Consider the following 24,317-nt stretch of genomic DNA (forward strand, 5'->3'; position numbering starts at 1 on the left):
GCAAGCTTCTCTGTGCTACCGCCCGACTTGCATGTGTTAGGCCTGCCGCCAGCGTTCAATCTGAGCCATGATCAAACTCTTCAGTTCAAATCATACGGTGCTTTAAGTGCACCAAACTTGGCTCAGAGATCCACATTACTCAACGAATTGAGCATCGTTCTCTGACTATTTTGTCGAGTCAGGAACAAGTGCCCACACGAATTATCCGATTGATTTTTAAAGAGCAGCTGGTGATCGCAACCACCAGTGAAGAAGAGGTGCGCATTCTATCGAATCGCCGGAAGATGTCAAGCAGTGTTTTCACTACCGTTTTCTTCGACTTTCGCCGTTACCGACTAAGTCTCTGAATTTGAACATCTTCTTTTCTCTTCCGAAGCACTCAGCGTGTCGCTGCGTCTTCAGTGGGGGCGCATTATAGGCACTTCCGCGAGGCTGTCAACACTCTTCCAAACAAAAAGCAAAACATCTAAAAGCCAACCACCAAATGCACAAAAGGCCCCGAAGGGCCTTATGTGCAACATATGAAGAGAAAGCCTTAAATCAACGCTTTTCGCTTCGCTTGATATTCCGCACCAAGCGACGCTGACGCGCTTCATCGCGCAGCTGTCTTGCTGTCTTAGTTTTGGGCTTATCTGCAAATGGGTTGTCGCTGCTTTTAAAACTGAATCGCACGGGTGTTCCCTTAATATTCAGCACCTGTGCAAAGCGGTTTTCCAAATAACGCTGATAAGCACCTGGCAGATCATTAGTTGAATTACCGTGCACTATAAACAAGGGAGGATTGGAGCCACCCTGGTGAGCATAACGCAGCTTGATGCGATGTCCTTTTACCATCGGTGGCTGATGGTCCTGCACGCAATCTTGCAACAGGCGAGTCAACCGACTAGTAGACCATTTGTGCATCGCCGAGGCATATGCCTCATTAACTGATTTATACAGGTCTCCCACAGCAGTGCCGTGCAGAGCAGAAATGAAATGCATGTCGGCGAAATGCGCAAATACCAGCCGACGATCCAACTGGCGACGGATTTCATCTTTCTGCTCTTGTGTCATGCCATCCCATTTATTGACTGCAATGACGAGTGCTCGGCCTGACTCGATGACGAATCCGATCAAATGCAGATCCTGTTCGGACAGACCATCGCGCGCATCCAGCACACAGATGACAACATGGGAGTCTTTAATTGCCTGCAATGTTTTGACGATAGAAAACTTTTCGATTGCCTCATTCACACTGCGGCGACGCCTCACCCCTGCCGTATCGATCAGCGTGTAATCCTGATCATTACGCACATAGGGGATATAGATGCTGTCACGCGTAGTCCCTGCATGGTCATATACCACTACCCGATCTTCGCCCAGCATCCGATTGACCAATGTGGACTTGCCAACATTAGGACGCCCCACCACACCTATGCGAATACCGCGGCTTTCCAGTTCCAGAAGCCGTTCCTGCTCCTCGACAACCGGGTAGTCAGCCATAGTCACTTCAATCAGACTACGAATACCGCGCCCATGAGCCGCCGCAATTGGCAAAGGCCCTTGCAAGCCCAGACCATGAAAGTCCACCATGGCTACATCAGGATCCATACCATCAGTCTTGTTGACGACCACCCAAGCAGCCTTGTTCAGGCGACGCAAATGATCTGCGATCAACTCATCAGCAGGATTCAGCCCAGCACGCGCATCCACCAAAAACAGTACTACATCAGCCTCTTCAATGGCTTGTAGCGACTGTCCGGCCATAGCGGCATCAATACCGTCTTCATTGCCACTGATACCACCGGTATCTACCACAATATAAGCACGGTCACCTATACGTCCTTCGCCGTACTTACGATCGCGGGTCACCCCTGGCATATCCGCTACCAACGCATCATTTGTACGTGTCAGACGGTTGAAGAGTGTGGATTTGCCAACATTGGGGCGCCCCACTAAAGCAACGACAGGATTCATCGGTGTAAAACCATTTTAGCGAATTCAGAAAAACAAACGGCCGTCAGTCGACGGCCGCCTGTGTATGTTCAATAGCTGCAATTAATACTGCAGCTCTTCCAAGCGACCACTGTTGCCAAGTATATATAAACTCTGACCAACAGACTGCATATCGCCGCCAACACCGTCACTATCAACCTGATAGCGGTTCATGAAGCGGCCATCAAAGCGGGACAGAATATGCACATAGCCTTCAAAGTCAGACACGGCAAGCACATCCCCCCAGATCACTGGCGTACCCAGTCCACGGTATTTCAATGCATCCTGCTTCCACAGCACAGCACCGTTATTACGGTCGAATGCCATGACATCACCTTCGTCATCAACCGCATAAACTGACGTCGAATCTACCGCAACACCTTTAGCACTGGAGAATGGCTTGCTCCACAACACCCGACCTGAAGAAGCATCCAATGCGGTCAGATCACCTTGATAGGTAACGCTGTAGAGCACATTTTCCATAAACGCAGGGCGCCCTTGTGCATCCACTACACGCTCCAGCTCAGAGCGTCCCTTGGGCATAGCCAGACGCTGCTCCCAAACGGTTGCGCCAGTGTCATTGGTCAACAGCACCATCTTGCCAGAGGAAAAGTTGGCAATGGTTGCATTGTTGAACACCAACGGGAAGGCCGTTCCACGCAGAGTCAAAGACGGCGCATTGCTGTCATAACGCCAGACTTGTTTACCATCAAGCGCATTATAGGCAATCAGGCTTCCGTCAATGTACTGCACGACCACAATGCTGCTACTACCCTGAGGCGGAGACAATACTTCTGTTGGTGCATCAATCTGCCAGCGGGTTTCACCGGAGGCTGCATCCAGCGCGTACAGCTGGCCATCTAACGTACCGACCACAACCAGGTCACCGTTGAAGCCTACTCCGCCACTGATACGTGCTTCCAAGTCCCGTTTCCAGAGCTGCTTACCACTTTCCCGATCGTAGGCAGCAACCACACCTTCATTGGTCGCAGCAAATACCGACGTTTCACTCAGTGCCGGGGTCAGACCTACCTTTTCTTCTGTATTACTTGAGCCAACGTCTACATGCCAGGCAGATTTGATCTTCAGTGTTGCATCAATAGATTGCAGCTCTGCAGGCTCGTTTTCTGGAGTACCCTGCCACAGGCTACAGCCAGACAACACTGATGAAACCAGGAGAACAGCCGTGTAGTTACGCCATGCCATATCATGCTCCCTTTGCTACGGCGAGATCATCCAACTTCATCGCCAGCACCGGGCTCTGCCGTCCAGCTTCCTGATAAAGAGCCTGGGCTTCCTGATAAGCCTGACGTGCCTCAGCAGCTTTACCTTGCTGGCTCAGAATATCACCACGCAGCTCCGCCCGTTCCGGGGCATATAGGCCACCGTGATCCTGTAGCATTCCGAGCGCCTCAGCACCCTTTTGATCTGCAAAAAGAACACGAGCCAGACGTAGCTCTGCCAACTCGCCAATATCAGTAGTACTTTCTTGATCATGTACCCATTGCAACTGGCTCTGAGCTTTATCAAGCTGCCCTGCATCGGCATAGACCTTACCGAGCAGTAGCGCAGCGAATCGCGCATAGCTGGTATCGGCATAATCCTTTTTCAACTGCTCTGAAACATGCTCATAGGTAGCCAACTGCTCGTTACTGGCTTTGCCACCCTGTGCAGCTTCTACTCCTTGCACCAAGCCTTGATAAAGTGCGGAGGCATTGCCGTAGTATGTTTGCTGATGATGCTGCCATGCTTTCCAACCTACTACCGCAGCAGCAGCGACAGCCACACCCAAAATCAGCGACTTACCGTTTTCTTTCCACCAATTACGGATCAGCTCAAGCTGCTCCTCTTCGGTTCTCAGTTCACTCACAGGGCTATTCCTTATACTTGCTTATTGAGCGCCGCGACTATAGCTGCCACAAAACTTTCTGCATTTACTTCTTGCGGTGAACCATCCTGCCAGAGCGTACCGCACAACGCTTCGCCATTATGTTTGACGATCAAGGCCAGCGTTGCACCAGCTTGCTGTGCTTTGGCATTGATGTTCTTCAAACCTGCACAATGGCTACGCAAGCGCAGCCCAGGGATGGCAGCGCGCAGCTGTTCGGCCAGACTGATCACAGCAGCCTGCAGACCTTTATGCTCCGCAGCAAGATACACATCCAACCTCTGGCGAGCAGACTCAGGCACTAGCTGCAGGGTCTCCAGCATCAGCACCAAGCGTTCAACTCCCATAGCAAAACCTGCCCCGGGAGTACTCTTACCGCCCAACTGAGCAACCAGTCCGTCATAACGACCACCGGCACAGACAGTGCCTTGCGCACCCAGCGACGAGGTAGTCCACTCAAAAACCGTTCGATTGTAATAGTCTAAGCCACGCACCAGCTTGGAATTCAGAACATAGTGAATACCATTGGTATCCAGAATGTGGCAAAGCTCAGCAAAGTGCTCTTTGGATTCCTCATCAAGGTAATCTTCAAGCATGGGTGCCTGACGCAAAATCTCCTGAGTATTCGGATCTTTTGAATCCAGAATACGCAGTGGGTTGCTGGCAAGGCGGCGTTTGCTGTCCTCATCCAGTTGAGCTTCGAACTGGACAAGGTAGTCCACCAGTACCTGACGATATTGAGCTCTGGCTTCACTGCTGCCGAGCGAGTTGAGCTCCAAAGTGACCTGCTCAAGAAGGCCAAGCGACTTCCATAGCCTTGCAGTCAACAGAATCAGTTCAGCGTCCAGCTCGGCTCCCGACATACCAAAAGCTTCCACACCAATCTGATGGAATTGTCGGTAGCGCCCCTTCTGTGGCTTTTCATAACGAAACATCGGCCCCTGATACCAGAGACGCTGGGTCTGATTGAACAGCAAGCCATGCTCTTCCGCTGCGCGTACACAGCTAGCGGTACCTTCTGGGCGCAATGTAAGACTTTCGTTGTTGCGATCCTCGAAGGTATACATTTCCTTTTCGACGATATCCGTCACTTCACCGATGGAGCGCTTAAACAGATGGGTGTATTCCACCACAGGCATACGAATTTCACTGTAGCCATAGGCATCCAACACATCTTTCACTTGCGCTTCGAGATACTGCCAAACGACCGAGTCTTGTGGCAGTACGTCATTCATCCCGCGAATGGCTTGAATCTTTGCCAAAGCGTTTTCCCCAATACAGATAAATGGATTCAGTTTTGCGGCAATGTCATACGTACGACATCACGTCCAGCGTACTGACTGATATCGACTGCATGACTATCGATACTGATGGATTCGATACCAGGCATATATCCGATCACCAGACGCACCGGTGGCTTCACATGCATGGCGACTTCATCACCAGTGGACTTGATAGCAGCCAGTAACCGTTTGCCATCCCCATCCTGAAGCTGGAACCAGCAGTCGGACTTGAATTTGATCACCACATAATCTGTCCCAGGAGGCCCTGCAGGCACATTTTGTGCCGGAGCGGCAGTGTTCGACATGTCGTCATCAGCAACCTGCTGATCACTCGTTGCACCTGGCTCAGTAGCAACTGCGACATCAGCAGAAGAGCCAACGGGAGCGGCAGATGCTGTCACTGCAGACTCCGTGTTTACCGTATCAGTAGGAGGGACAACATTATTCGCAGCGACCTCATTGGAAGTAGCTGTCGGTGCTGACTCATTGTTACCTATCACTGAGGCATTGGTCTGACCGGCACTCAGCGGCAAGGGCACACTGTTATTCTCTTCTGCCGGGTCAGCTAGCACGATCTGCTTGTCCCCCTCCAGTGTGGAGACAGTAATTTTGCTGATCAGGTTATGGAATATTTCGCTAGGATTAGTGAACTGGTGCTGCTCTTTCCACCAGAGCAAGGACAATACCGCCAGCGCCAGCAAGAACAGGACAGTCAGTATCCGCATCAACGGGTCCGTAATACGCGCCTGACGCTTCACTTTACCTACATTAGGCAGAGGAGCGATGCGAGGCTGCTCCTGCACACCTACCATCTGCTCATACGGGCCAAGCCAGATATGCTCCGGCTGCCCAAGAAGCTTGGCATACGCCTTGATGTACCCTCTGACAAAGGGCGGTTTGGGCAGGCGCGAAAAGTCTCCACTTTCCAGCGCCTGTACATAGAATTTAGTCAGGTGCAGTTGGCGTGCAGCATCATCTAGTGAAAGCCCCAGACGCTCACGTCCCACACGCAGCAAATTGCCGGGAAAAATACCATCAGGACTCAGGCCAGCTGAAAGATCATCTGTCTCGTTCACTCCGAGGCTCCTGGGGTTACAGGCTGTGTCCACGCATTCAACTCTTCAAGTAGTGACTTGTTGCCGCTTTGTTCAGCAATGCGTCTTCCCAGAGCCAGCGTCTCCGGGTTGTGCTTCGCATAGCCTTGTTTTACCAAACGATTAAAAAAGGAAAAATCGATCGCAGCTTGCTTAGAATCTGATAGTTTCATGTCTACCTGAGCAAGGGCATACCATGTCTGTGGCGACATGGGCGACAGCTTGACCGCGCGATTTAAGTTGTCTCGAGCGCCCGCCAAGTCGCCCTGAATTAAAGCACAGCGCCCCAGGTTTTCAAACGCCTGAGCACGCTGGGTGTAGAGAGGATCCTCTGCGGCCAGCTTGACCTGTGCACACCCCTGCTGAGCCTTGCCCACTGAAAACAGATACGCTCCGTAGTTGTTGTGAAGCCGCGCATCGGCAGGATAGCGGGCAATAGCCTGATCAAACGTCTGCTCAGCCAAGCCCTGCTCACCCTGGGCGGCATACATCATGGCCCAGGCATTCAGTACTTCTACATCGTTCGGATCCAGCTCTTTAGCACGTTGCAGAGGTTTGATAGCGGATTCAGGCCGGCCGGCCTGAAGATACCCCAGACCAAGACGCACATAAGCCTGGGCAGCACGCACAGCTTGTTCGCGCTGTTCTTTAGCAGAAGGTTTTGGAGGATTAGAAGTAGTGGCACACCCTTGGAGCAAACACATGGTCAGCAGTCCTATCCATGCTGTGTGGCGCATCCACTACTCCTTACTGGTTAAGATAACAACGATTATCAGGCTGACTCAGATCCCAAGGTTATCACGAACCGTCAAGGACTGATCAACCAATTTAATATAGCGCTCGCTGCGACGGGTACGGTCATCAACCTTACCTACCAACTGACCACAGGCTGCATCGATATCATCACCACGGGTAGTCCGCACGGTAGTGACGATACCGGCATGGGAAACATAATTCTGGAACGCCTTGATCGCTTCGTCCGTAGAACGCTCATAACCCGAGTTAGGGAAGGGATTAAACGGAATCAGGTTCAGTTTACAGGGTACCTGCCGCAATACCTTCACCAGTGCTTTGGCATGCTCGGGCTGGTCATTAACGCCCCGCAGCATGGTGTACTCAAAGGTAATACCGCGCTTGTCATCACACTTGTCGAGATAGCGCTTACAGGCAGCGACCAGCTCTTCAATAGGGTATTTCTTGTTGATAGGTACGATCTTGTCACGTAGTTCATTGGTTGGTGCATGCAGGGATACCGCCAGAGAAACATCCGTCACGTCACCCAGCTTATCCAGCATAGGCACTACTCCTGCGGTGCTCAGCGTTACCCGACGTTTGGACAAACCATAGGCGTTGTCCTCCATCATCAGACTCATGGCATCTACCACCGGGTCAAAATTCATCAGTGGCTCACCCATTCCCATCATCACCACATTGGTCACGCGGCGATCACCCGCAGGATCAAACGGACCAAAGGAGCCAATGGCGACACGCAGCTGGCCGATAATCTCTGCAGCAGACAAGTTACGGTTGAACCCTTGCTTACCAGTGGAGCAGAAGCTGCAGTCAAGTGAACAGCCGACCTGTGACGAGACGCACAACGTAGCTCGGTCACCATCGGGAATCAGCACAGTTTCTACTGAGTTGCTTTCACCGACACGAACCACCCACTTGCGAGTACCGTCTTTGGAAAAGTGTTGATAGATCACTTCCGGATCGCGAATCTCAGCAACCTGTTCAAGCTTGTGACGCAGGCTCTTGCTGATATCCGTCATATCGTCGAATGACTTCGCCCCACGCTGGTGAATCCACTTCAGCACCTGAATGGCACGAAATTTCTTTTCACCCAGACTCTCAAAGAAAGCAATCAGCTTTGGCAAAGAGTAGCCGAGAATATTTACTTTGGTGTTCTGTTCGTTCATGGGGCAAGTCATTTCAATCAGTCAAAGGTGGACTAACCCACCCGGGAATCAGCCGCCGAAAAAGTAAGCGATTTCGCGAGCAGCTGAAGTAGAGGAGTCAGAACCGTGTACAGCGTTGGCATCGATAGAATCTGCGTAATCATGACGCAGAGTGCCGGCAGCCGCTTCTTTAGGGTTGGTCGCGCCCATGATCTGACGGTTTTTAGCAATGGCTTCTTCGCCTTCCAACACCTGTACAAAAACAGGGCCAGAAGTCATGAAAGATACCAGGTCATTGAAGAAACCGCGTTCTTTGTGCTCAGCATAGAAGCCTTCGGCATCTTCACGAGACAGAGTAACCAGTTTACCTTCCACAACTTTCAGGCCAGCACGCTCGAAACGCGTGATGATTTCACCGATTACATTCTTTTTAACTGCGTCAGGCTTGATGATGGACAGGGTACGTTCGATAGCCATTTTTCTCTCCAGCAAATGCTTTGATTAGGGGTTGGAAGTTAAACCGGGCATTATACGTGAGAGCCTTTACCCTGAGTAGGGTTATCCACAAAAACAAAACGCCCGCAATAGCGGGCGGCGTGCAATCAACATCGTATCATGCATCACAGGGTCTAACGCGCTTCTTCGATCCAGGCCATTTGGATCGCTTCAAGAATTTTTTCATTGGAGCGCTCAGGATCATCTTCAAATCCATCCAACTCGCACACCCAGCGATGCAAATCGGTAAATCGAACATATTGGGGATCCACATCGGGATGCCCCTCAGCCAGCTCAATGGCGATATCTTGTACATCAGTCCAGTGCATAGCCATGCTCCTCAATGACGCTCTGATGCGTGATTCAGGGTGTACTTGGGCAACTCCACAACCAGATCCGTGTCACCCACGATAGCCTGACAACTCAATCGCGAATCGGGCTCCAGACCCCATGCCTTATCGAGCATATCCTCTTCCAGCTCATCTGCCTCGTTGAGGCTGCTGTAACCTTCGCGGACGATGACATGGCAGGTGGTACAGGCACAGGACTTCTCGCACGCGTGCTCTATCTCAATGCCATGACGCAGCGCTGCATCGCAGATCGACACACCTGGCTCAACTTCGATCACCTTGCCTTCTGGGCAGACTTCTTCGTGGGGAAGGAAAATAATCTGTGTCATCTATCACCTCAAAACTCATCTACACGATGGCCTGCCAGCGCATCGCGAATACTGCGATCCATGCGTCGGGCAGCAAAGTAATCGGTACTCTGGCTCAAAGCCTCAATCGCCGCCGACAAGGCAGTGTGATCTTGTGTCTGCTGGCGTAACGTCAGCAGCTGCGTCATACCTTCGCGCATTGCCTGCAACTCCGCTGCAGACAGAAGCGCCTGATCAGCTTCCAAGGCACTGTCCAGCGCTTCCAGCAGACGATCCGCCTCAACCTGTTGCTCTCGCAGGGCCCGTGCGGCCATATCCACTTCAGCAAACTGATAGGACGCCTTCAACATCGACCCGATTTCATCTTCGGAAAGCCCATAGGAGGGCTTGACCACGACACTGCTACTGACGCCGGTAGACAGCTCTTCTGCAGCCACACTCAACAAGCCATCTGCATCCACCTGAAACGTCACGCGAATACGTGCTGCACCTGCAGCCAAAGGAGGAATACCTCGCAGCTCAAAACGCGCCAGAGAGCGACAATCAGAAACCAGCTCACGCTCACCCTGCACCACGTGAATCATCATCGCCGTTTGACCATCGCGGAAAGTCGTGAACTCCTGCGCGCGGGCAGCCGGAATCACAGTATTCCGATCAATAACACGCTCGACCAAACCACCCATCGTCTCCAGACCAAGAGACAGCGGAATCACATCCAGTAACAGCATGTCAGCATCGCGCTTGTTACCGACCAAAATATCGGCCTGGGCGGCAGCGCCCAGTGCTACTACCTTATCGGGATCAATAGAGGTCAGTGGCTGGCGATCAAAAAAGACTGCGACCTGCTCACGCACATACAAGGTGCGGGTAGAGCCACCCACCATCACGACGTCCTTCACCTCCTGGGCAGAGATACCCGCATCACGCAGGACTTTGCGACAGGCTCGCAACGTGCGCTGCACCAAGCCATCCAGCAAATAACTCATCTGTTGGCGGGTCAGCACCAGTGTTGACTCTATTCCAGGCAGCGCAGGCTGCAGCTGTACCTCTTCATGCTGAGCCAGCTGCTCTTTGGCGGCACAGGCAGACTGCAGCAGCAGGCGCCAGTCCCGCCCTGACAGCTCAGTCTCAGGCAGTTGCCACTGCGTCACTGCCCAACGCGCGATAGCCATATCGAAATCGTCACCACCCAGCGCCGAATCACCGCCTGTGGCCATGACCTCGAACACACCCTTGTGCAGGCGCAGGATGGAAATATCAAAGGTACCACCGCCCAGATCATAGACAGCGATGATCCCCTCTGCCTGCTCATCCAGCCCATAGGCGACAGCGGCTGCCGTAGGTTCATTCAACAGACGGAGCACCTGCAAACCAGCCAGTCGAGCAGCGTCTTTGGTCGCCTGACGCTGAGCATCATCAAAGTATGCTGGCACGGTGATCACAACACCGTCCAGCTCACCACCTAGCGAAGCCCTGGCACGCATTGCCAAGGTTTTCAGAATCTCGGCAGAGACCTGCACCGGACTGACCAGACCTGCCCGCGTACGCACATAGGGCATACCTGAATCACTGGCTTCCAGCTGATAAGCAAGCGTCGAGCTGTCAACATCAGCAACACCCCTCCCCATCAGGCGCTTGATTGATGACAGAGTATTTTCCGAATCGATAGCCATGGCTGCTCGCGCAACCTCACCCACTTCAATACCGGTTTCGGCATAGCGCACAATAGAAGGAACGATATCCCTGCCTTGCTCATCGGCCAGGGTGACTCGCTCACCGCTGCGTACGGTAGCTACCAGGGAATTGGTCGTCCCCAGGTCAATACCTACCGCTCGCTTGCTTTGATGAGGCTGTGGGCTTTGGCCCGGTTCTGATATCTGCAGTAGCACGGCAATACCTTAATGATGATTAGTCGTCGAGCCGTTCTTCCATGGCATCAACTTCGTCGAGCAGCTTATGCATGAATTGCAGCTGGCGATGGTATTCGTGCGCCTGAGCGAGGGAATCCGCGTCCCCTTGCTGCCAGGCGCTGACAAAGCGTTGATATAACCCGTCACGTGCTTGCCCGACTTCATCTCGAACACCGTTCAGCACTGCAAAGGGGTCGGTAGCAGCACTCGCATCCTGCAAGGCTTCGCGCCACTCCATCTGTTGCATCAGGAAGTTGACGTCTTTGGTGGTGTTGGATTCTGATCTCGCATCCAGACCAGCCAACTGCAACAAATACCCGGCACGCTTCAGAGGTGACTTTAGCGTAGCTAATCCCTCATTCACATAGGTGGCATACTGCAGTGCCATACGCTGCTGCTGTGCACTGGCTGCAGCATGGCGATCCGGGTGCAGACTTTTCTGCAACTCTTGATACCGCTGCTGCAAGACCACCTGATCCACCGCAAAAGACAACGGCAGACCGAACAGTTCAAAGTAGTTCTGACGAAAGTCCATGGCAGGCTTCACTGACTAAAAAACAAGGGGAACTCATAACGTCTGTTAACTCAGACGTTAAAGCTTTCACCACATCCGCATTCGCTACGTACATTTGGGTTGTTAAACCTAAAGCCTTCGTTCAGACCCTCTTTGACGAAATCCAGCTCGGTACCATCAAGGTAAGCCAGACTTTTAGGATCAATGAACACTTTTACTCCAAACGACTCGAAAACTTCGTCCGTGTCATCAGGCCGATCAACAAACTCCAGAACGTAAGCCAGTCCGGAACAACCAGAGGTTCGCACACCGAGGCGTACCCCCTGCCCTTGTCCACGCCCTTTGATGTAGCGATCGACATGGCGCGCGGCCGCTTCTGTCATGCTTATGCCCATTTCCACTCGCTCTCCTGGGTGCCAGCAAAGCTGGCACTGTCACAGTCAAATCACTTCGCAACCTTAGCGCGATAATCTTCAATGGCTGCCTTGATGGCGTCCTCAGCCAATACCGAGCAATGGATCTTGACCGGAGGCAGGGCCAATTCTTCCGCGATAGAGGTATTTTTGATTTCAGCCGCCTGATCCAGAGTCATCCCTTTCATCCACTCGGTAACCAGCGAGCTGGAAGCGATGGCAGAACCACAGCCATAGGTCTTGAACTTGGCATCTTCAATTACGCCCTGCTCATTGACCTTGATTTGCAGACGCATAACGTCTCCGCAGGCAGGTGCACCGACCATGCCAGTACCCACGGAAGGATCAGCCGCATCGAGCTTGCCAACGTTGCGGGGGTTTTCGTAGTGGTCGATTACTTTGTCACTGTAAGCCATATCAATCTCCTCAACTTTCTCCGAAATGTGCGTAGCAATTGCTGCCCATCATCAATGATGAGCCCACTCCACCGTGCTCAGATCAACGCCCTCTTTATACATATCCCAGAGGGGAGAAAGCTCACGCAGTTTATCTACTGCTTTGCGAATCAATTCAACGGCGTAGTCCACCTCTTCTTCAGTGGTGAAACGGCCGATACCAAAACGGATGGAACTGTGTGCCAGCTCATCATTCAAACCCAGCGCACGCAGCACATAGGACGGTTCCAAACTGGCCGACGTGCAGGCCGAACCAGATGACACCGCCAGATCTTTCAGCGACATCAGTAGCGACTCACCTTCAACATAGGCAAAGCTGATATTCAGGTTACCTGCCACACGATGGTCAGCGTCGCCATTGAGGTACACCGCCTCCATGTCTTTAACACCATTCCATAGGCGGTTACGCAGCGCGCTGGCATGGGCGGCATCCTTTTCCATATCCAGCTTGGCAATACGATAGGCCTCGCCCATACCAACAATCTGGTGAGTAGGCAGTGTGCCTGAACGCATACCGCGCTCATGACCACCACCATGCATCTGTGCTTCGATACGAACACGTGGCTTGCGACGCACATAGAGTGCACCGATGCCTTTGGGACCATAAATCTTGTGAGCGGTCAGCGACATCAGATCAACATTCATTGCTTCAACGTCGACAGGAATCTTACCAACGCTCTGTGCCGCATCAACATGCAGCAAAATGCCACGCTCACGCGTCAGTTTGCCGATGGCAGCAATATCGGTAATGGTGCCAATTTCGTTGTTGGCATGCATCAGACTCACCAACACCGTGTCATCACGCAGCGCCTCTGCCACCATTTCAGGCTCGATCATGCCATTCGCGTTAGGCGTCAGGTAGGTAATCTCGAAACCTTCACGCTCCAGCTGCCGGCAAGAGTCCAGCGTTGCCTTGTGTTCAATCTTGGAGGTGATAACGTGCTTGCCTTTCTTCTGGTAGAAGTGCGCAGCGCCCTTGATTGCCAGGTTACTGGCTTCGGTTGCGCCGGATGTCCAGACGATTTCACGAGCGTCGGCACCAATCAGATCAGCTACCTGATCACGAGCCTGCTCAACCAACTCTTCTGCTTTCCAGCCAAATACGTGCGATCGTGATGCCGGATTGCCAAAAACACCATCCATCGTAAGACACTGAACCATTTTCTCAGCAACGCGAGGATCGACGGGGGTAGTGGACTGGTAATCAAGAAAAATAGGCAACTTCATGCTTAACTCTCCAGGGCCGAAACCCTTCCTCAAATAGCAAAATCACGGTCTGGTGCTGATCAGCCCACGGCAATTCGATCAGCACTCATTTGTCTGCTCTGATGGCGACGATCCTGACGCTCTGCGGTGGCCTGCACTTCACGGCGCGAGACTAAGTCAGCCAGACTAATGCCACTCAAAAAAGTATGAATTTGATCGCTCAGATCGCACCATAGATGGTGAGTAAGGCAGGTTTCTCCCATTTGCTGACAGCCACCCTGCCCGCCACAGCCCGTTGCATCCACAGTTTCGTTGACTGCATCAACGACCTGAGCCACGAAGATACTCTCAAGCTCACGGCTCAACTGATAGCCACCACCGGGGCCACGCACACTCTTCACCAAGTCGTGCCGACGCAGCTTGGCAAAAAGCTGCTCAAGATAGGACAGAGAAATACCCTGACGCTCCGATATATCCGCCAAGCTAGTTGGACCTTTGCCACGGTGCAATGCCAGATCCAGCATCGCCGTGACGGCATAGCGCCCTTTGGTTGTCAGTCGCATCGTGCTCGCTCCCGGCGCGCCTTAAGCCTTTTATACCAAGCCAGAACACAGACCGCGTTCTGACTCATCAAATCACCAAGATGGACGTATTATGCTAATCCCGACTAATTTTATCAAGTATATAGCTGAGCAATTTAGTAGGTTATTACTTCGACGATTTTTCGATGGCCGTCAAGAAGCCACGCAGCACATTCAGTTCAACAGTGTCGAGGCGCGAGCGCAGGAACAGCCGGCGCAAGCGCGTCATTAATTGCCTCGGATTTTCAGGATCAAGAAAATCGACTTTGACCAACACCTGTTCAAGATGCACGAACAGGCGCTCAATATCTTCGGCAGGAGCGGCATCGATATCCCAATCCACGCCCCAGAAGGGTGCTTCCACCTGATCATCTTCCAGACTACGCATACGCATTTCGTAAGCCAGCACCTGAACCGCAGCCGCCAGATTGAGTGAACTGAAATCAGGGTTGGTCGGAATATGCACGTGATAATGACACTTGTGCAATTCGTCGTTAGTCAGACCCCGATCCTCACGACCAAAGACCAACGCCACCTCACCTGAGGGCAGCTCAGCCCAAGCCTGCGCCGCCGCCGCACGAGGATTGAGCAACGGCCATGGAATATGACGTGACCGGGCACTGGTACCGATGACCAGCCGGCACCCTGCGATGGCTTCATCCAATGAAGAAACGACTCGTGCCTGAGCAAGGATATCGGTAGCGCCGGATGACAGCGTATCCGCCTCGGGGCTTGGAAATATCTTTGGCGCCACCAGCACCATCTGCGCCAACCCCATGGTTTTCATGGCGCGCGCGGCCGCACCAATATTGGCAGGCAATGACGTATTGACCAGAACAATGCGGACGCGCTCAAGCATTTTCAAACCTCAACAAAAATGGCGCGCTATTGTAGCAAACCACAAAAAAAGATGCGCCACTGGACGACATCATTGGCGCATTCGACACACTTTGGCAGATGCGAGTCGAAAGAAGTTTGTTATACTTGCGCACTTGCCCCGATATCATGAGTCGGATATCACAATCGTCGGTCATTGGTAATTCGGTCCTTCTTGGTAAGTCTTTCTCGGTAAATTGTTGCCATGCAGCCCATGCTGAATATTGCTTTACGCGCCGCGCGTATTGCCTCTGAAAACCTTGTACGCTCACTTGAACGCCTGGACTTGGTTCGTGCCGAAGGACAGGACGTCAACAAGTTCGTTATGGAAACCTGCCAACGTGCTGAGCAAAGCATTGCCCGCACCATCCTCAAGGCATTTCCTCAGCACAGCATCAACGGTCGCGCCAGTGGCGTTATCCAGACCGCCACGGGCGAGCACATCGAAGCCGAATGGACAATCAACTCGCTGGATGGTGAGCTGAATTACAGCCGCAACCTGCCTTCTTTTGCACTGTCACTGACCGCCAAGATCAGAGGCAAAGTTGAACACGTACTAGTCATCAACCCTGTAACCGGTGACGAGTTCACTGCCAGCCGCGGTCGTGGTGCGCAGCTTAATGGTCGCCGTATTCGTCTGAGCAATCGCGCTCAGCTCGACAAGGCCCTGATCGGCATTACTTTTGACAACGTCATCAGCAATCGCCACCTGCTCAGCACTTATCTGAATGTGCAGCGCCAGCTGATGATGGGCAACGCCCATGTCTATCAGTGTGGCAGCGCCCTGCTGGAAATGGCAGCACTGGCAGCAGGTCAGCTGGATGCCATCGTCATGCTGAACCGCAACGAAATTGAACTGGATGCAGGCACGCTGCTGCTGCAGGAAGCCGGCGCTCTGCTGGGTGACCTGAATGGCAACCCCAGCTATCGCAATAGTGGCCATGTCATGGCAGCCAGCCCGAAACTGTTCAAGGCACTGACCCAAAGCCTTCAGAGCGCAGCCAGCGATCTGCAGGCTTGAGCCTGATAAATCCAAATAAAAAACGGAGCACAAGCTCCGTTTTTTATTTGCCCAGAAACGCTGGAAATTACTGAACTTGAGCCTTGGCTTTCTGTTCAGCGTACAGCGCGTCAAAGTTCACTGGCGCCAGCATCAGCGGTGGGAAACCGCCTTTAACAACAAGGCTGTCTACCGCTTCGCGAGCGTAAGGGAACAGTACGTTAGGGCAGAATGCATGCAGGGTATGCTCCAGTGCATCACCTTCAATACCACGAGCCACGAACAGGCCAGCCTGCTCTACCTCCACCAGGAAGGCAGTCTCATCAGCATTCTGTACGGTCACAGTAACGCTGACCACCACTTCATACAGCCCCTCAGCCAGATGATTAGCACCGGCATTCAGATCCAGCTTAACCTTGGGCTCCCAAGCCTTGGTAAATACCAGCGGCACACCCGGCGCCTCAAAGGACACGTCCTTCAGATAAAGGCGTTGTAGTGCAAACTGGGGCTGTTGGGCTTGTTGTTCGTCAGCCATGAGAATTCCTTACACTAAGCAGTTCAGAGGTAAAAAACGCTCAAAGAGTATCAGCCTGCCAGCAGGGTATCCAGCTTTCCGGCACGCTCCAGCGCATAAAGATCATCACAGCCGCCCACATGGGCCTCGCCGATAAAAATTTGTGGCACCGTATGACGACCCTGGGCACGTTGCATCATTGCCTGGCGTGCCGCGTTATCACCATCTACGGCAATCTCTTTGTATTCCACGCCTTTATGCTGCAATAACTGCTTGGCACGAATGCAATAAGGGCAGTAACGGGTCGTGTAGATTTCGACAGCTTGCATGCTCCCTCCCAACACTTAACGAACCACGGGCAGGTTGGCCCCTTTCCATTCAGCGATACCACCTGACAGCTTCATCACGCGCGCGAAACCCCGCGTCTGCAGTGTCTTGGCGCTCGCACCAGCACTCTGCCCCATCGCACATACTACAATAATGGGTTTGTCCTTATGTTTATTCAGTTCATCAGCACGTTTGTCAAAGTCAGCAGCGGGAATATTGATACTGTTGACGATATGTCCGGATTCAAACTCTTTACGTGGGCGAACATCGACCACCACAGCATCTTCCTTGTTAATCAGCATGGTTGCCTGCTGCGTGCTGAGCGATGGCCCGCCTTTACGCTTTTCGGTCCACAGCAGTAAACCCAGCACCGCCGCAAAGGCTACTGCCAGTTCCCAGTGTTTCATTACAAATTCGATATAACGTTCCATACTTCAGTCCGCTCGAGAGAAGGCGTGAAGCAGCATAGCTACCACCGTGACAACCATCGCTGCCTCCCCAAAAAAGATGGCCGTCAGTATACACTGCACATCCCGCCATACCAGCAGAGCCTCCTTATTGCCCCATAAGCCAGAGGCTATTGGTAATGCGGTCATAGCAGTCACACATTAACGGCAACAGTGCCATTGTGCTGCGCACCAGGGCGGTATGAAGGCTGTCCTTTACAGAGTACAATGCCAGCGATGAACACCAGCGCCAGCTCCCGAAAGCCAAGCCGGGTGTAGATAGGAAGGGTGAGACCGTAATGACTGCACAACGTAAACCTGTGGCCTTGATTATCCTTGATGGTTGGGGCGTCGAGCACACCGAATCCAGTGCCTTCAACCAAGCCAAGGCCCCCGTCTGGAACGGTCTGTGGAAGAACAATCCGCACTCTCTAATTGCCACCTCCGGGATGGACGTCGGTCTGCCAGAGGGTCAGATGGGTAACTCCGAAGTCGGCCACATGAATATTGGTGCAGGCCGCGTGGTCTATCAAAACCTCACCCGTATTACCAAAGACATCAGCGATGGTACGTTTTTCACCAACGCGGCGCTGGTCGACAATATCGATAAAGCCGTCGCGGCTGGCAAGGCAGTCCATATCATCGGTTTACTGTCCGCCGGTGGCGTACACAGCCATGAAGAGCATATGGCCGCTACCTGTGCTCTGGCCGTTAAACGCGGCGCGACCAAACTTTACGTTCATGGTTTCCTTGACGGCCGCGACACCCCACCACGCAGTGCCGAATCCTCCATTGCATACATCGAAGCCGAGCTGGCCAAGCTGGGTGTCGGTCGCATCGCCTCCCTCTGTGGTCGTTATTTTGCAATGGACCGCGATAACCGCTGGGATCGGGTCGAGACCGCCTTCAATGTCATCGCCCTGGGCGAAGCGGAATATTCTGCTCACTCTGCACAGGAAGCCCTGAAAGCGGCTTATGAGCGCGGAGAAAACGACGAATTCGTCAAAGCCACTGCTATTGTTGGCGACAACGGCCAGGTCGCGACCCTTGAGGATGGGGATACCATCATCAACGTGAACTTCCGCCCTGATCGCGCCCGCGAAATCACCCGCACCTTCATTGAAGGTGACGAGTTCGATGGCTTTCAGCGTAAAGCCCGGCCACAGGTGCAGTTCGTGATGATGACCGAATACGCCGCCAGCATGCACATTCCCTGCGCCTATCCACCTGAAGGCCTGACCAATACACTGGGCGAGTATCTGTCCAATCTGGGCAAAACCCAGTTGCGTATTGCTGAAACAGAAAAGTATGCCCACGTTACCTTTTTCTTCAGCGGAGGTCGTGAAGAAACCTACCCCGGCGAAGAGCGCATCCTGGTGCCCTCGCCCAAAGTAGCGACCTACGATTTGCAGCCTGAGATGAGTGCTCCTGAAGTTACCGACAAGCTTTGTGAGGCCATCCGTTCCGGCAAATTTGATTTTATCGCCTGCAACTACGCTAACGGTGACATGGTTGGCCACAGTGGTATCTATGATGCTGCGGTAAAAGCGGTAGAAGCGGTCGACAGCTGTCTTGCCAAGGTTCTGGAGGCACTGGCCGATGTGGGCGGCGAAGTACTGATCACTGCAGACCACGGTAATGTCGAAATGATGCAGGACCCTAGCACTGGCCAGCCTCACACCTCTCACACCGTGTTCCCGGTAGGTCTGGTCTATGCCGGGCCACGCAAGGTCAGCCTCGACAACGGCGCTCTGGCCGATCTGGCTCCTACCTTGCTGGACATGATGGGTTTGCCAAAGCCTGCAGAAATGCAGGGCAAGTCACTGGTGCATTTTGACTGATACTCCATCGTGCCCAGCCTGCTCATGCTGATCTCACGCTGCCCAGCCAGCTGGCCTCTGCGCCGGCTGGTTGCGTTTGCCCTGCTGCTGGCCAGTTGCTGCAGTCTGCCCACGCAGGCAGCAACCGATCAGGACAAAACCGCCACTCAGGCACAGATCAAACAACTCAAGACGGATATCTCCAAGCTGCAGGGCTGGCTAGACTCAGCCAAGGATGAGCGCGCAACGCTGCTCAAACAGCTCAAAAGCAGTGAAACCGACATGGGCCAGCTGCAGCAGCAAATCCGCGAACAGGAAGCTCAACTCAAGGATATCGAAGCGCAGATCAAAGCGCTGGAGCAGAAAAAAAAAGCCCTTGATACCTCCCGACTTGAACAGCGCGACATCATTGCCCATCAGTTGCGCTCCGCCTATATCAACGGGCAGGGTAATGACCGGCTGAAAATGCTGCTCAGCCAGAATGACGCAGCGGAGATGTCGCGGCTATGGTTTTATCAGAACCGCCTGCAACAGGCACACCGCGATCAACTCTTCACCTATCAGAACCTGCTGGATCAGATGACGCTGGTCCAGCAGGATTTGAAGCAGAAAAAAACCGAGCAGAATCAGGCGCGTATCGGCATGGAAGCACGCCAGCGGGAACTCGCCAAGGTGTATGAGCAACGTGGTACCACACTGGCAGCACTGAACAAGAAAATGGACCGTGAGTCTGACCGCCTGGAAGGTCTGCAGACCGATCAGCGTCGCCTGAATACCGTACTGGCACAAATTGAAGCATCTTTGCGTGCTGCCAAATTGAGCCAGAGCAATGGCGCCTTTGCTGCTCTCAAGGGCAAGCTATCCAAACCGCTGGACGGGCCTGTCCTGTCGCGCTTTGGCCGCGGTGGCGACTATGTCAGCAATGACGGTATTGTCATCGGCGGCCCAACCGGAGCTACCGTCAAAGCGGTCAGTAGCGGTCGGGTCGTGTTTGCCGACTGGCTGAGAGGCTTTGGCCTGCTCTTGATTATTGACCATGGTCAGGGCTATATGAGCCTCTACGGCCATAACGAAACCCTCCTGAAAGACACCGGTGACTGGGTACAGGCCGGTGATGCCATCGCCACCCTCGGGCGCAGCGGTGGACAACAGGAATCCAGCTTATATTTTGCGATCCGTCATGATGGAAAAGCGACTGACCCCCAGCCTTGGTTCAAAAATGGTTAAGACACCCCTACGTGCTCTGCTGAGCACCCTGACACTGGCTCTGGCCATTCCGCTGAGCGCGCAGGCGGCTCCCGCTAACACACCTGCGGACGCCAATGCGCTGCCCATCGACTCACTACGGCTGTTTGCTGAAGCCTTTGAGCGCATCAAGCAGAACTACGTCAAAGAAGTCAGTGATCAGCAGCTGATCCAGTATGCCATTCAGGGCATGGTTTCCAATCTGGACCCCCATTCCAGCTATTTGAGCCCGGATGATTTCCGTGACCTGCAGGAAAGCACCAGTGGTGAATTTGGTGGTCTGGGTATTGAGGTTGACCAGCAGGATGGCCTGATTCGCGTGGTATCGCCGATTGATGACACCCCCGCACAAAAGGCTGGCATCAAAGCAGGCGACATGATTATCAAAGTGGATGGTCAGGCGGTGTCGACCATGAACGTCAACGATGCCATCAACCTGATGCGCGGCAAGCCCGGCTCCAAGGTAACACTGACGCTGATGCGTGAAGGTGTTACCCAGCCCATCGTCAAAGTGCTTGAGCGGGCGGTCATCCGCGTCAAGAGCGTGAAATACAAGCTGTATGATGACAGCTACGGTTATGTACGCATCACCCAGTTCCAGGAAGACAGCGGTGACGAAGTGGTCCGCGCCCTCAAACGTCTTAAAGATGATGCCAAAAGCAAAGGCCTGCGTGGCGTGGTGCTGGATTTGCGTAATAACCCCGGTGGCGTACTGCAAGCCGCAGTGGAAGTGGCTGGCGCGTTCCTGGATGGCGGTCTGGTGGTCTACACCCAAGGCCGCGGTGAAGATGAAGGGCGTGCCGATTTCGATGCCAAACCCGGTGATCTGACCGGCGGAGTGCCACTGGTTGTGCTGATCAACGGCGGCTCCGCCTCGGCATCGGAAATCGTTGCCGGCGCCCTGCAAGATCGTAAGCGTGGCGTGATTCTCGGCGAACCCAGCTTTGGCAAGGGCTCGGTGCAAACCATCATGCCTCTCGGTAGTGACAGTGCTATCAAGCTGACAACCGCACTGTACTTCACTCCCAATGGGCGTTCGATTCAGGCCGAGGGCATCACCCCTGATATCCGGGTGAATGACGTCAAGGTGACGCCTGTGGCAGAACAGGGCGTCAGCATCAAGGAAGCCGACCTCAAAGGCCACCTGAATAATGCCGGTGGTAACGTGCAGAACAATGATCAGTCCATCAGCAATCTGATTGAAAGTGACTATCCACTGTTTGAGTCGTTCAACCTGCTGAAGGCGCTGTCACTGGCCAAACGTTAACCAGCGGTTTGCGCACCACAGAGTGATGGGAAAGAACGCTCTTTCTCCTCACTCAACGCCTCACACACGCCATCCTTATCCGCAGATATAAAAGAAGTACGACTCTTGATCGCGTTCGAATTTCAGGGAAAAACGGCCAAAGGACACTGGCTGGCGCTGAGCCTGGCACTGGCGTGCGGCACATCCGCTGCCAGTATTACGCCATTGCCGAATGACTCAACGACTGAGCCACCTGCAGCCACACTGGCAGCGCCCACCAAGCTAACACCGCCCAGCTGGCCACGGCCAATACCTGCCGGTCAGCAACACCCGGTACTGGTGCTGATCATTGATGATATGGGACAGAGCCTTGAGCGAGGCACAGCGGCGCTGAATCTGCCGGGACCAATGACGTTTGCTTTCCTCCCAGGTACACCGCACGCCCGCGAACTGGCGATCAACGCCAAACGCAAAGGCCATGGTGTCATCCTCCATGCGCCGATGGCTAACCAGCACAACTTTCCGCTTGGCCCGGGCGGATTAACCCTGCAGCAGAGCCGCGAACAGCTGGAAAGCACCCTGAATGCCGATATTGCCGAAATTCCCGGTGTTGAAGGGGTCAACAATCATATGGGCAGCCTGCTGACTGAGCAGCCACAGCAAATGAGCTGGGTGATGGATACGCTCAAACCGCACGGCCTGTATTTCCTGGACAGTCGCACCACGGCTAAGTCTGTTGCCACCGCTGCGGCGGTAAAACATCAGGTACCCTGGCTGCAACGCGATGTCTTTCTCGACGACAGTCAGAAAACCAGAGATATCGAGAAACAGCTGGATCAGGCGTTGGAACTGGCCAAGAAGCGCGGTTATGCCGTAGCGATTGGCCACCCTTATCCAACCACACTGGAAGTACTGAAGCGTCGCCTGCCTGAGATCAACAAAGCTGGCTATCGTCAGCTGAGTACCACGCAGTTGCTGGCATGGCTGGAGCCCGGCAAACACAACGTACCGACACCCATCAGGATGGCCAGTGCTACAGAGCCGGCACCAGCACCTGTCAGCCCACCTTCAATCAGTGTTACGGAGCCGCTAAGCCTGCCCGCTCCCACAAATTGTCAGGGCTGGCGCGATGTTCACTATGCTACGCGTCTGCGCGGTAAACGCCTGAGCTGTCATTGGCAGGAGCAGCCAGAGACTCTGGATAGCGGCTTGCAGGCCACATCAGGCTCAACGAGCGAAAGTAGCAAAGCTGCAGATCACAGCAGTGAAAACAGCGCCGACAAGGCCGTTGTTGCACCTGCCGTTAACCCCTTCCCCGCCCCTGCTGCCAGCGCCCAGTCAAAAGAAGTGAAAGAACTCGATGTCAAAGCGCAGTGACGCCTGCGCTTTGACACTGTTTGCCGATCAGGCTCAGGCAAACATTTCCTGAGCCTTGGCTTTGACCCTCGCCACTTCCTTGCTGATCACGCCCTTGGCTACCAGCTCCGCCAGCGCCTGATCCATGGTTTTCATGCCAAAGGTGGAGCCCGACTGAATCACCGAGTACATCTGCGCCACCTTATCCTCACGGATCAGGTTACGGATCGCGGGTGTTCCAATCAGGATTTCATGGGCGGCAACCCGACCACCGCCTTTACGCTTGAGCAGGGTCTGACTGATGACGCCTTCCAGCGACTCTGACAGCATCGAACGCACCATGCTTTTTTCTGCTGCCGGGAATACGTCGATGATACGGTCGATGGTCTTCGACGCCGAACTGGTGTGCAGGGTACCAAACACCAGGTGGCCGGTTTCCGCTGCGGTCAGCGCCAGGCGGATGGTTTCCAGATCACGCATCTCACCGACCAGGATGATATCCGGGTCTTCCCTCAGGGCCGCGCGCAGTGCGTTGGAAAAACTATGGGTGTCGCGATTCAGTTCACGCTGGTTGACCAGACTTTTCTTCGGTTCATGAACGAATTCCACCGGATCCTCGATGGTGAGGATATGGTGATGGAAGCTTTCATTGATGTAGTCCACCATCGCTGCCAGGGTCGTACTCTTACCCGAGCCGGTCGGACCGGTAACCAGTACCAGACCACGTGGCTTTTCTGACAGTTTGCGGAAGGTTTGCCCCAGTCCCAGATCGTCCAGCGTCAGCACCTTGCTGGGGATGGTACGGAAGACCGCTGCACAACCACGATGCTGGTTGTAGACGTTGACCCTGAAACGCGCCAGATTGGGCAGTTCAAAGGAAAAGTCTTCCTCCAGATTCTGCTCAAAGTTATTGCGCTGACGGTCATTCATGATGGAGTAGGCCAACTCCAGCACCTGTTTGTTGTCCAGCGGATCCATCTTGATACGGCGTACATCGCCGTCAACACGGATCATTGGCGGCTGCCCGGCAGAGAGGTGAAGGTCGGAGGCGTTTTGATTGACGCTGAACGACAACAGCTCGGTTATATCCATCTTGATCACTTTCAATCAGGGGTGGC

Annotated in this window: 26 protein-coding genes and 1 rRNA gene (1 of these 27 running past the window's edge); 5 read left to right on the forward strand and 22 right to left on the reverse strand. The window is 53.6% G+C overall.

Going from position 1 to position 24,317, the window contains the following annotated elements; all coding sequences use genetic code 11:
* From QCD60_RS09735 to trmJ, 18 genes are all read right to left on the reverse strand, one after another.
* A 16S ribosomal RNA gene (locus QCD60_RS09735) occupies positions 1–87 on the reverse strand (it extends 1,456 nt beyond the left edge of the window).
* A gap of 453 nt (positions 88–540) precedes the next feature.
* Complete coding sequence (der, locus tag QCD60_RS09740) at positions 541–1,956, reverse strand: ribosome biogenesis GTPase Der (RefSeq protein WP_279784706.1); 1,416 nt, start codon at positions 1,954–1,956, stop codon at positions 541–543.
* Positions 1,957–2,037: 81 nt separating this feature from the next.
* The gene (bamB, locus tag QCD60_RS09745) at positions 2,038–3,180 is read right to left on the reverse strand and encodes an outer membrane protein assembly factor BamB (protein ID WP_279784708.1); all 1,143 of its coding nucleotides are present in this window, start codon (positions 3,178–3,180) and stop codon (positions 2,038–2,040) included.
* Position 3,181: 1 nt separating this feature from the next.
* Complete coding sequence (locus QCD60_RS09750; protein WP_279784710.1) at positions 3,182–3,844, reverse strand: tetratricopeptide repeat protein; 663 nt, start codon at positions 3,842–3,844, stop codon at positions 3,182–3,184.
* 11 nt (positions 3,845–3,855) lie between these two features.
* A complete protein-coding gene (gene hisS, locus QCD60_RS09755) occupies positions 3,856–5,124 on the reverse strand; it encodes a histidine--tRNA ligase (RefSeq protein ID WP_279784712.1) in 1,269 nt (422 codons plus the stop codon).
* A gap of 29 nt (positions 5,125–5,153) precedes the next feature.
* A complete protein-coding gene (locus QCD60_RS09760) occupies positions 5,154–6,221 on the reverse strand; it encodes a RodZ domain-containing protein (RefSeq protein ID WP_279784714.1) in 1,068 nt (355 codons plus the stop codon).
* The gene (gene pilW, locus QCD60_RS09765; RefSeq protein ID WP_279784716.1) at positions 6,218–6,976 is read right to left on the reverse strand and encodes a type IV pilus biogenesis/stability protein PilW; all 759 of its coding nucleotides are present in this window, start codon (positions 6,974–6,976) and stop codon (positions 6,218–6,220) included. Before pilW ends, QCD60_RS09760 begins: the two co-directional genes overlap by 4 nt.
* Positions 6,977–7,021: 45 nt before the next feature.
* Complete coding sequence (gene rlmN / locus QCD60_RS09770; protein ID WP_279784718.1) at positions 7,022–8,158, reverse strand: 23S rRNA (adenine(2503)-C(2))-methyltransferase RlmN; 1,137 nt, start codon at positions 8,156–8,158, stop codon at positions 7,022–7,024.
* 48 nt (positions 8,159–8,206) lie between these two features.
* Positions 8,207–8,614 (reverse strand): nucleoside-diphosphate kinase, encoded by a 408-nt coding sequence (ndk, locus tag QCD60_RS09775; protein WP_104155024.1) that lies wholly within the window; start codon positions 8,612–8,614, stop codon positions 8,207–8,209.
* Between the two features lie 152 nt (positions 8,615–8,766).
* On the reverse strand, positions 8,767–8,967 hold the full coding sequence (gene iscX / locus QCD60_RS09780; RefSeq protein ID WP_279784721.1) for a Fe-S cluster assembly protein IscX: 201 nt from the start codon (positions 8,965–8,967) through the stop codon (positions 8,767–8,769).
* Positions 8,968–8,972: 5 nt separating this feature from the next.
* Positions 8,973–9,311 carry an ISC system 2Fe-2S type ferredoxin gene (fdx, locus tag QCD60_RS09785; RefSeq protein WP_104155026.1) on the reverse strand — a complete coding sequence of 113 codons (339 nt, stop codon included), beginning with the start codon at positions 9,309–9,311 and terminating at the stop codon, positions 8,973–8,975.
* Between the two features lie 8 nt (positions 9,312–9,319).
* Positions 9,320–11,179 (reverse strand): Fe-S protein assembly chaperone HscA, encoded by a 1,860-nt coding sequence (gene hscA, locus QCD60_RS09790; RefSeq protein WP_279784724.1) that lies wholly within the window; start codon positions 11,177–11,179, stop codon positions 9,320–9,322.
* A gap of 19 nt (positions 11,180–11,198) precedes the next feature.
* Positions 11,199–11,735 (reverse strand): Fe-S protein assembly co-chaperone HscB, encoded by a 537-nt coding sequence (gene hscB, locus QCD60_RS09795; RefSeq protein ID WP_279784726.1) that lies wholly within the window; start codon positions 11,733–11,735, stop codon positions 11,199–11,201.
* Between the two features lie 50 nt (positions 11,736–11,785).
* Positions 11,786–12,109 (reverse strand): iron-sulfur cluster assembly protein IscA, encoded by a 324-nt coding sequence (gene iscA, locus QCD60_RS09800; RefSeq protein WP_279787905.1) that lies wholly within the window; start codon positions 12,107–12,109, stop codon positions 11,786–11,788.
* A 50-nt stretch (positions 12,110–12,159) separates the two neighbouring features.
* Complete coding sequence (gene iscU, locus QCD60_RS09805) at positions 12,160–12,543, reverse strand: Fe-S cluster assembly scaffold IscU (RefSeq protein ID WP_279784728.1); 384 nt, start codon at positions 12,541–12,543, stop codon at positions 12,160–12,162.
* A 51-nt stretch (positions 12,544–12,594) separates the two neighbouring features.
* Positions 12,595–13,809, reverse strand: coding sequence for an IscS subfamily cysteine desulfurase (locus QCD60_RS09810; protein ID WP_279784730.1), 1,215 nt, complete (start codon positions 13,807–13,809; stop codon positions 12,595–12,597).
* 59 nt (positions 13,810–13,868) lie between these two features.
* Positions 13,869–14,351, reverse strand: coding sequence for a Fe-S cluster assembly transcriptional regulator IscR (iscR, locus tag QCD60_RS09815; RefSeq protein ID WP_279784732.1), 483 nt, complete (start codon positions 14,349–14,351; stop codon positions 13,869–13,871).
* A 145-nt stretch (positions 14,352–14,496) separates the two neighbouring features.
* Entirely contained in the window at positions 14,497–15,228 is a 732-nt protein-coding gene (gene trmJ / locus QCD60_RS09820; RefSeq protein ID WP_279784734.1) for a tRNA (cytosine(32)/uridine(32)-2'-O)-methyltransferase TrmJ, read from the reverse strand.
* 231 nt (positions 15,229–15,459) lie between these two features.
* Between trmJ and QCD60_RS09825 the strand changes: the two genes are divergently transcribed.
* On the forward strand, positions 15,460–16,266 hold the full coding sequence (locus QCD60_RS09825) for an inositol monophosphatase family protein (RefSeq protein ID WP_279784736.1): 807 nt from the start codon (positions 15,460–15,462) through the stop codon (positions 16,264–16,266).
* A gap of 67 nt (positions 16,267–16,333) precedes the next feature.
* On the opposite strand, the gene secB is transcribed toward QCD60_RS09825, so the two are convergent.
* The 3 genes from secB to QCD60_RS09840 are packed head-to-tail and all read right to left on the reverse strand — an operon-like array spanning position 16,334 to position 17,517.
* Positions 16,334–16,780 (reverse strand): protein-export chaperone SecB, encoded by a 447-nt coding sequence (gene secB / locus QCD60_RS09830; protein ID WP_104155035.1) that lies wholly within the window; start codon positions 16,778–16,780, stop codon positions 16,334–16,336.
* A gap of 50 nt (positions 16,781–16,830) precedes the next feature.
* Positions 16,831–17,088 carry a glutaredoxin 3 gene (gene grxC / locus QCD60_RS09835; protein ID WP_104155036.1) on the reverse strand — a complete coding sequence of 86 codons (258 nt, stop codon included), beginning with the start codon at positions 17,086–17,088 and terminating at the stop codon, positions 16,831–16,833.
* Positions 17,089–17,103: 15 nt separating this feature from the next.
* The gene (locus QCD60_RS09840) at positions 17,104–17,517 is read right to left on the reverse strand and encodes a rhodanese-like domain-containing protein (RefSeq protein ID WP_279784739.1); all 414 of its coding nucleotides are present in this window, start codon (positions 17,515–17,517) and stop codon (positions 17,104–17,106) included.
* Positions 17,518–17,831: 314 nt separating this feature from the next.
* Here QCD60_RS09840 and gpmI point away from each other — a divergent pair, with 314 nt between their 5' ends.
* The 4 genes from gpmI to QCD60_RS09860 all read left to right on the forward strand — a co-directional run bounded on the left by gpmI (position 17,832) and on the right by QCD60_RS09860 (position 23,220).
* Positions 17,832–19,373 (forward strand): 2,3-bisphosphoglycerate-independent phosphoglycerate mutase, encoded by a 1,542-nt coding sequence (gene gpmI, locus QCD60_RS09845; RefSeq protein WP_279784741.1) that lies wholly within the window; start codon positions 17,832–17,834, stop codon positions 19,371–19,373.
* A gap of 9 nt (positions 19,374–19,382) precedes the next feature.
* Positions 19,383–20,579 carry a peptidoglycan DD-metalloendopeptidase family protein gene (locus QCD60_RS09850; protein ID WP_279784743.1) on the forward strand — a complete coding sequence of 399 codons (1,197 nt, stop codon included), beginning with the start codon at positions 19,383–19,385 and terminating at the stop codon, positions 20,577–20,579.
* On the forward strand, positions 20,572–21,864 hold the full coding sequence (locus tag QCD60_RS09855) for a S41 family peptidase (protein WP_104155102.1): 1,293 nt from the start codon (positions 20,572–20,574) through the stop codon (positions 21,862–21,864). The genes QCD60_RS09850 and QCD60_RS09855 overlap by 8 nt, the downstream gene beginning before the upstream one ends.
* A 105-nt stretch (positions 21,865–21,969) precedes the next feature.
* Positions 21,970–23,220 (forward strand): divergent polysaccharide deacetylase family protein, encoded by a 1,251-nt coding sequence (locus QCD60_RS09860; RefSeq protein WP_279784746.1) that lies wholly within the window; start codon positions 21,970–21,972, stop codon positions 23,218–23,220.
* Between the two features lie 33 nt (positions 23,221–23,253).
* On the opposite strand, the gene QCD60_RS09865 is transcribed toward QCD60_RS09860, so the two are convergent.
* Positions 23,254–24,291 carry a type IV pilus twitching motility protein PilT gene (locus QCD60_RS09865; protein ID WP_104155103.1) on the reverse strand — a complete coding sequence of 346 codons (1,038 nt, stop codon included), beginning with the start codon at positions 24,289–24,291 and terminating at the stop codon, positions 23,254–23,256.
* Positions 24,292–24,317: the final 26 nt, after the last annotated feature.

Source organism: Pokkaliibacter sp. MBI-7, assembly GCF_029846635.1.
In the GTDB taxonomy this organism is placed as follows: domain Bacteria; phylum Pseudomonadota; class Gammaproteobacteria; order Pseudomonadales; family Balneatricaceae; genus Pokkaliibacter.

What these genes read in the sequence shown, in the direction of transcription:
- der (WP_279784706.1), bottom strand. Translation starts at nt 1,956, where the DNA reads ATGAATCCTGTCGTTGCTTTAGTGGGGCGCCCCAATGTTGGCAAATCC.
- bamB (WP_279784708.1), bottom strand. Translation starts at nt 3,180, where the DNA reads ATGGCATGGCGTAACTACACGGCTGTTCTCCTGGTTTCATCAGTGTTG.
- pilW (WP_279784716.1), bottom strand. Translation starts at nt 6,976, where the DNA reads ATGCGCCACACAGCATGGATAGGACTGCTGACCATGTGTTTGCTCCAA.
- rlmN (WP_279784718.1), bottom strand. Translation starts at nt 8,158, where the DNA reads ATGAACGAACAGAACACCAAAGTAAATATTCTCGGCTACTCTTTGCCA.
- ndk (WP_104155024.1), bottom strand. Translation starts at nt 8,614, where the DNA reads ATGGCTATCGAACGTACCCTGTCCATCATCAAGCCTGACGCAGTTAAA.
- iscX (WP_279784721.1), bottom strand. Translation starts at nt 8,967, where the DNA reads ATGGCTATGCACTGGACTGATGTACAAGATATCGCCATTGAGCTGGCT.
- fdx (WP_104155026.1), bottom strand. Translation starts at nt 9,311, where the DNA reads ATGACACAGATTATTTTCCTTCCCCACGAAGAAGTCTGCCCAGAAGGC.
- hscB (WP_279784726.1), bottom strand. Translation starts at nt 11,735, where the DNA reads ATGGACTTTCGTCAGAACTACTTTGAACTGTTCGGTCTGCCGTTGTCT.
- iscA (WP_279787905.1), bottom strand. Translation starts at nt 12,109, where the DNA reads ATGGGCATAAGCATGACAGAAGCGGCCGCGCGCCATGTCGATCGCTAC.
- iscU (WP_279784728.1), bottom strand. Translation starts at nt 12,543, where the DNA reads ATGGCTTACAGTGACAAAGTAATCGACCACTACGAAAACCCCCGCAAC.
- QCD60_RS09810 (WP_279784730.1), bottom strand. Translation starts at nt 13,809, where the DNA reads ATGAAGTTGCCTATTTTTCTTGATTACCAGTCCACTACCCCCGTCGAT.
- iscR (WP_279784732.1), bottom strand. Translation starts at nt 14,351, where the DNA reads ATGCGACTGACAACCAAAGGGCGCTATGCCGTCACGGCGATGCTGGAT.
- trmJ (WP_279784734.1), bottom strand. Translation starts at nt 15,228, where the DNA reads ATGCTTGAGCGCGTCCGCATTGTTCTGGTCAATACGTCATTGCCTGCC.
- QCD60_RS09825 (WP_279784736.1), top strand. Translation starts at nt 15,460, where the DNA reads ATGCTGAATATTGCTTTACGCGCCGCGCGTATTGCCTCTGAAAACCTT.
- secB (WP_104155035.1), bottom strand. Translation starts at nt 16,780, where the DNA reads ATGGCTGACGAACAACAAGCCCAACAGCCCCAGTTTGCACTACAACGC.
- grxC (WP_104155036.1), bottom strand. Translation starts at nt 17,088, where the DNA reads ATGCAAGCTGTCGAAATCTACACGACCCGTTACTGCCCTTATTGCATT.
- QCD60_RS09840 (WP_279784739.1), bottom strand. Translation starts at nt 17,517, where the DNA reads ATGGAACGTTATATCGAATTTGTAATGAAACACTGGGAACTGGCAGTA.
- gpmI (WP_279784741.1), top strand. Translation starts at nt 17,832, where the DNA reads ATGACTGCACAACGTAAACCTGTGGCCTTGATTATCCTTGATGGTTGG.
- QCD60_RS09855 (WP_104155102.1), top strand. Translation starts at nt 20,572, where the DNA reads ATGGTTAAGACACCCCTACGTGCTCTGCTGAGCACCCTGACACTGGCT.
- QCD60_RS09865 (WP_104155103.1), bottom strand. Translation starts at nt 24,291, where the DNA reads ATGGATATAACCGAGCTGTTGTCGTTCAGCGTCAATCAAAACGCCTCC.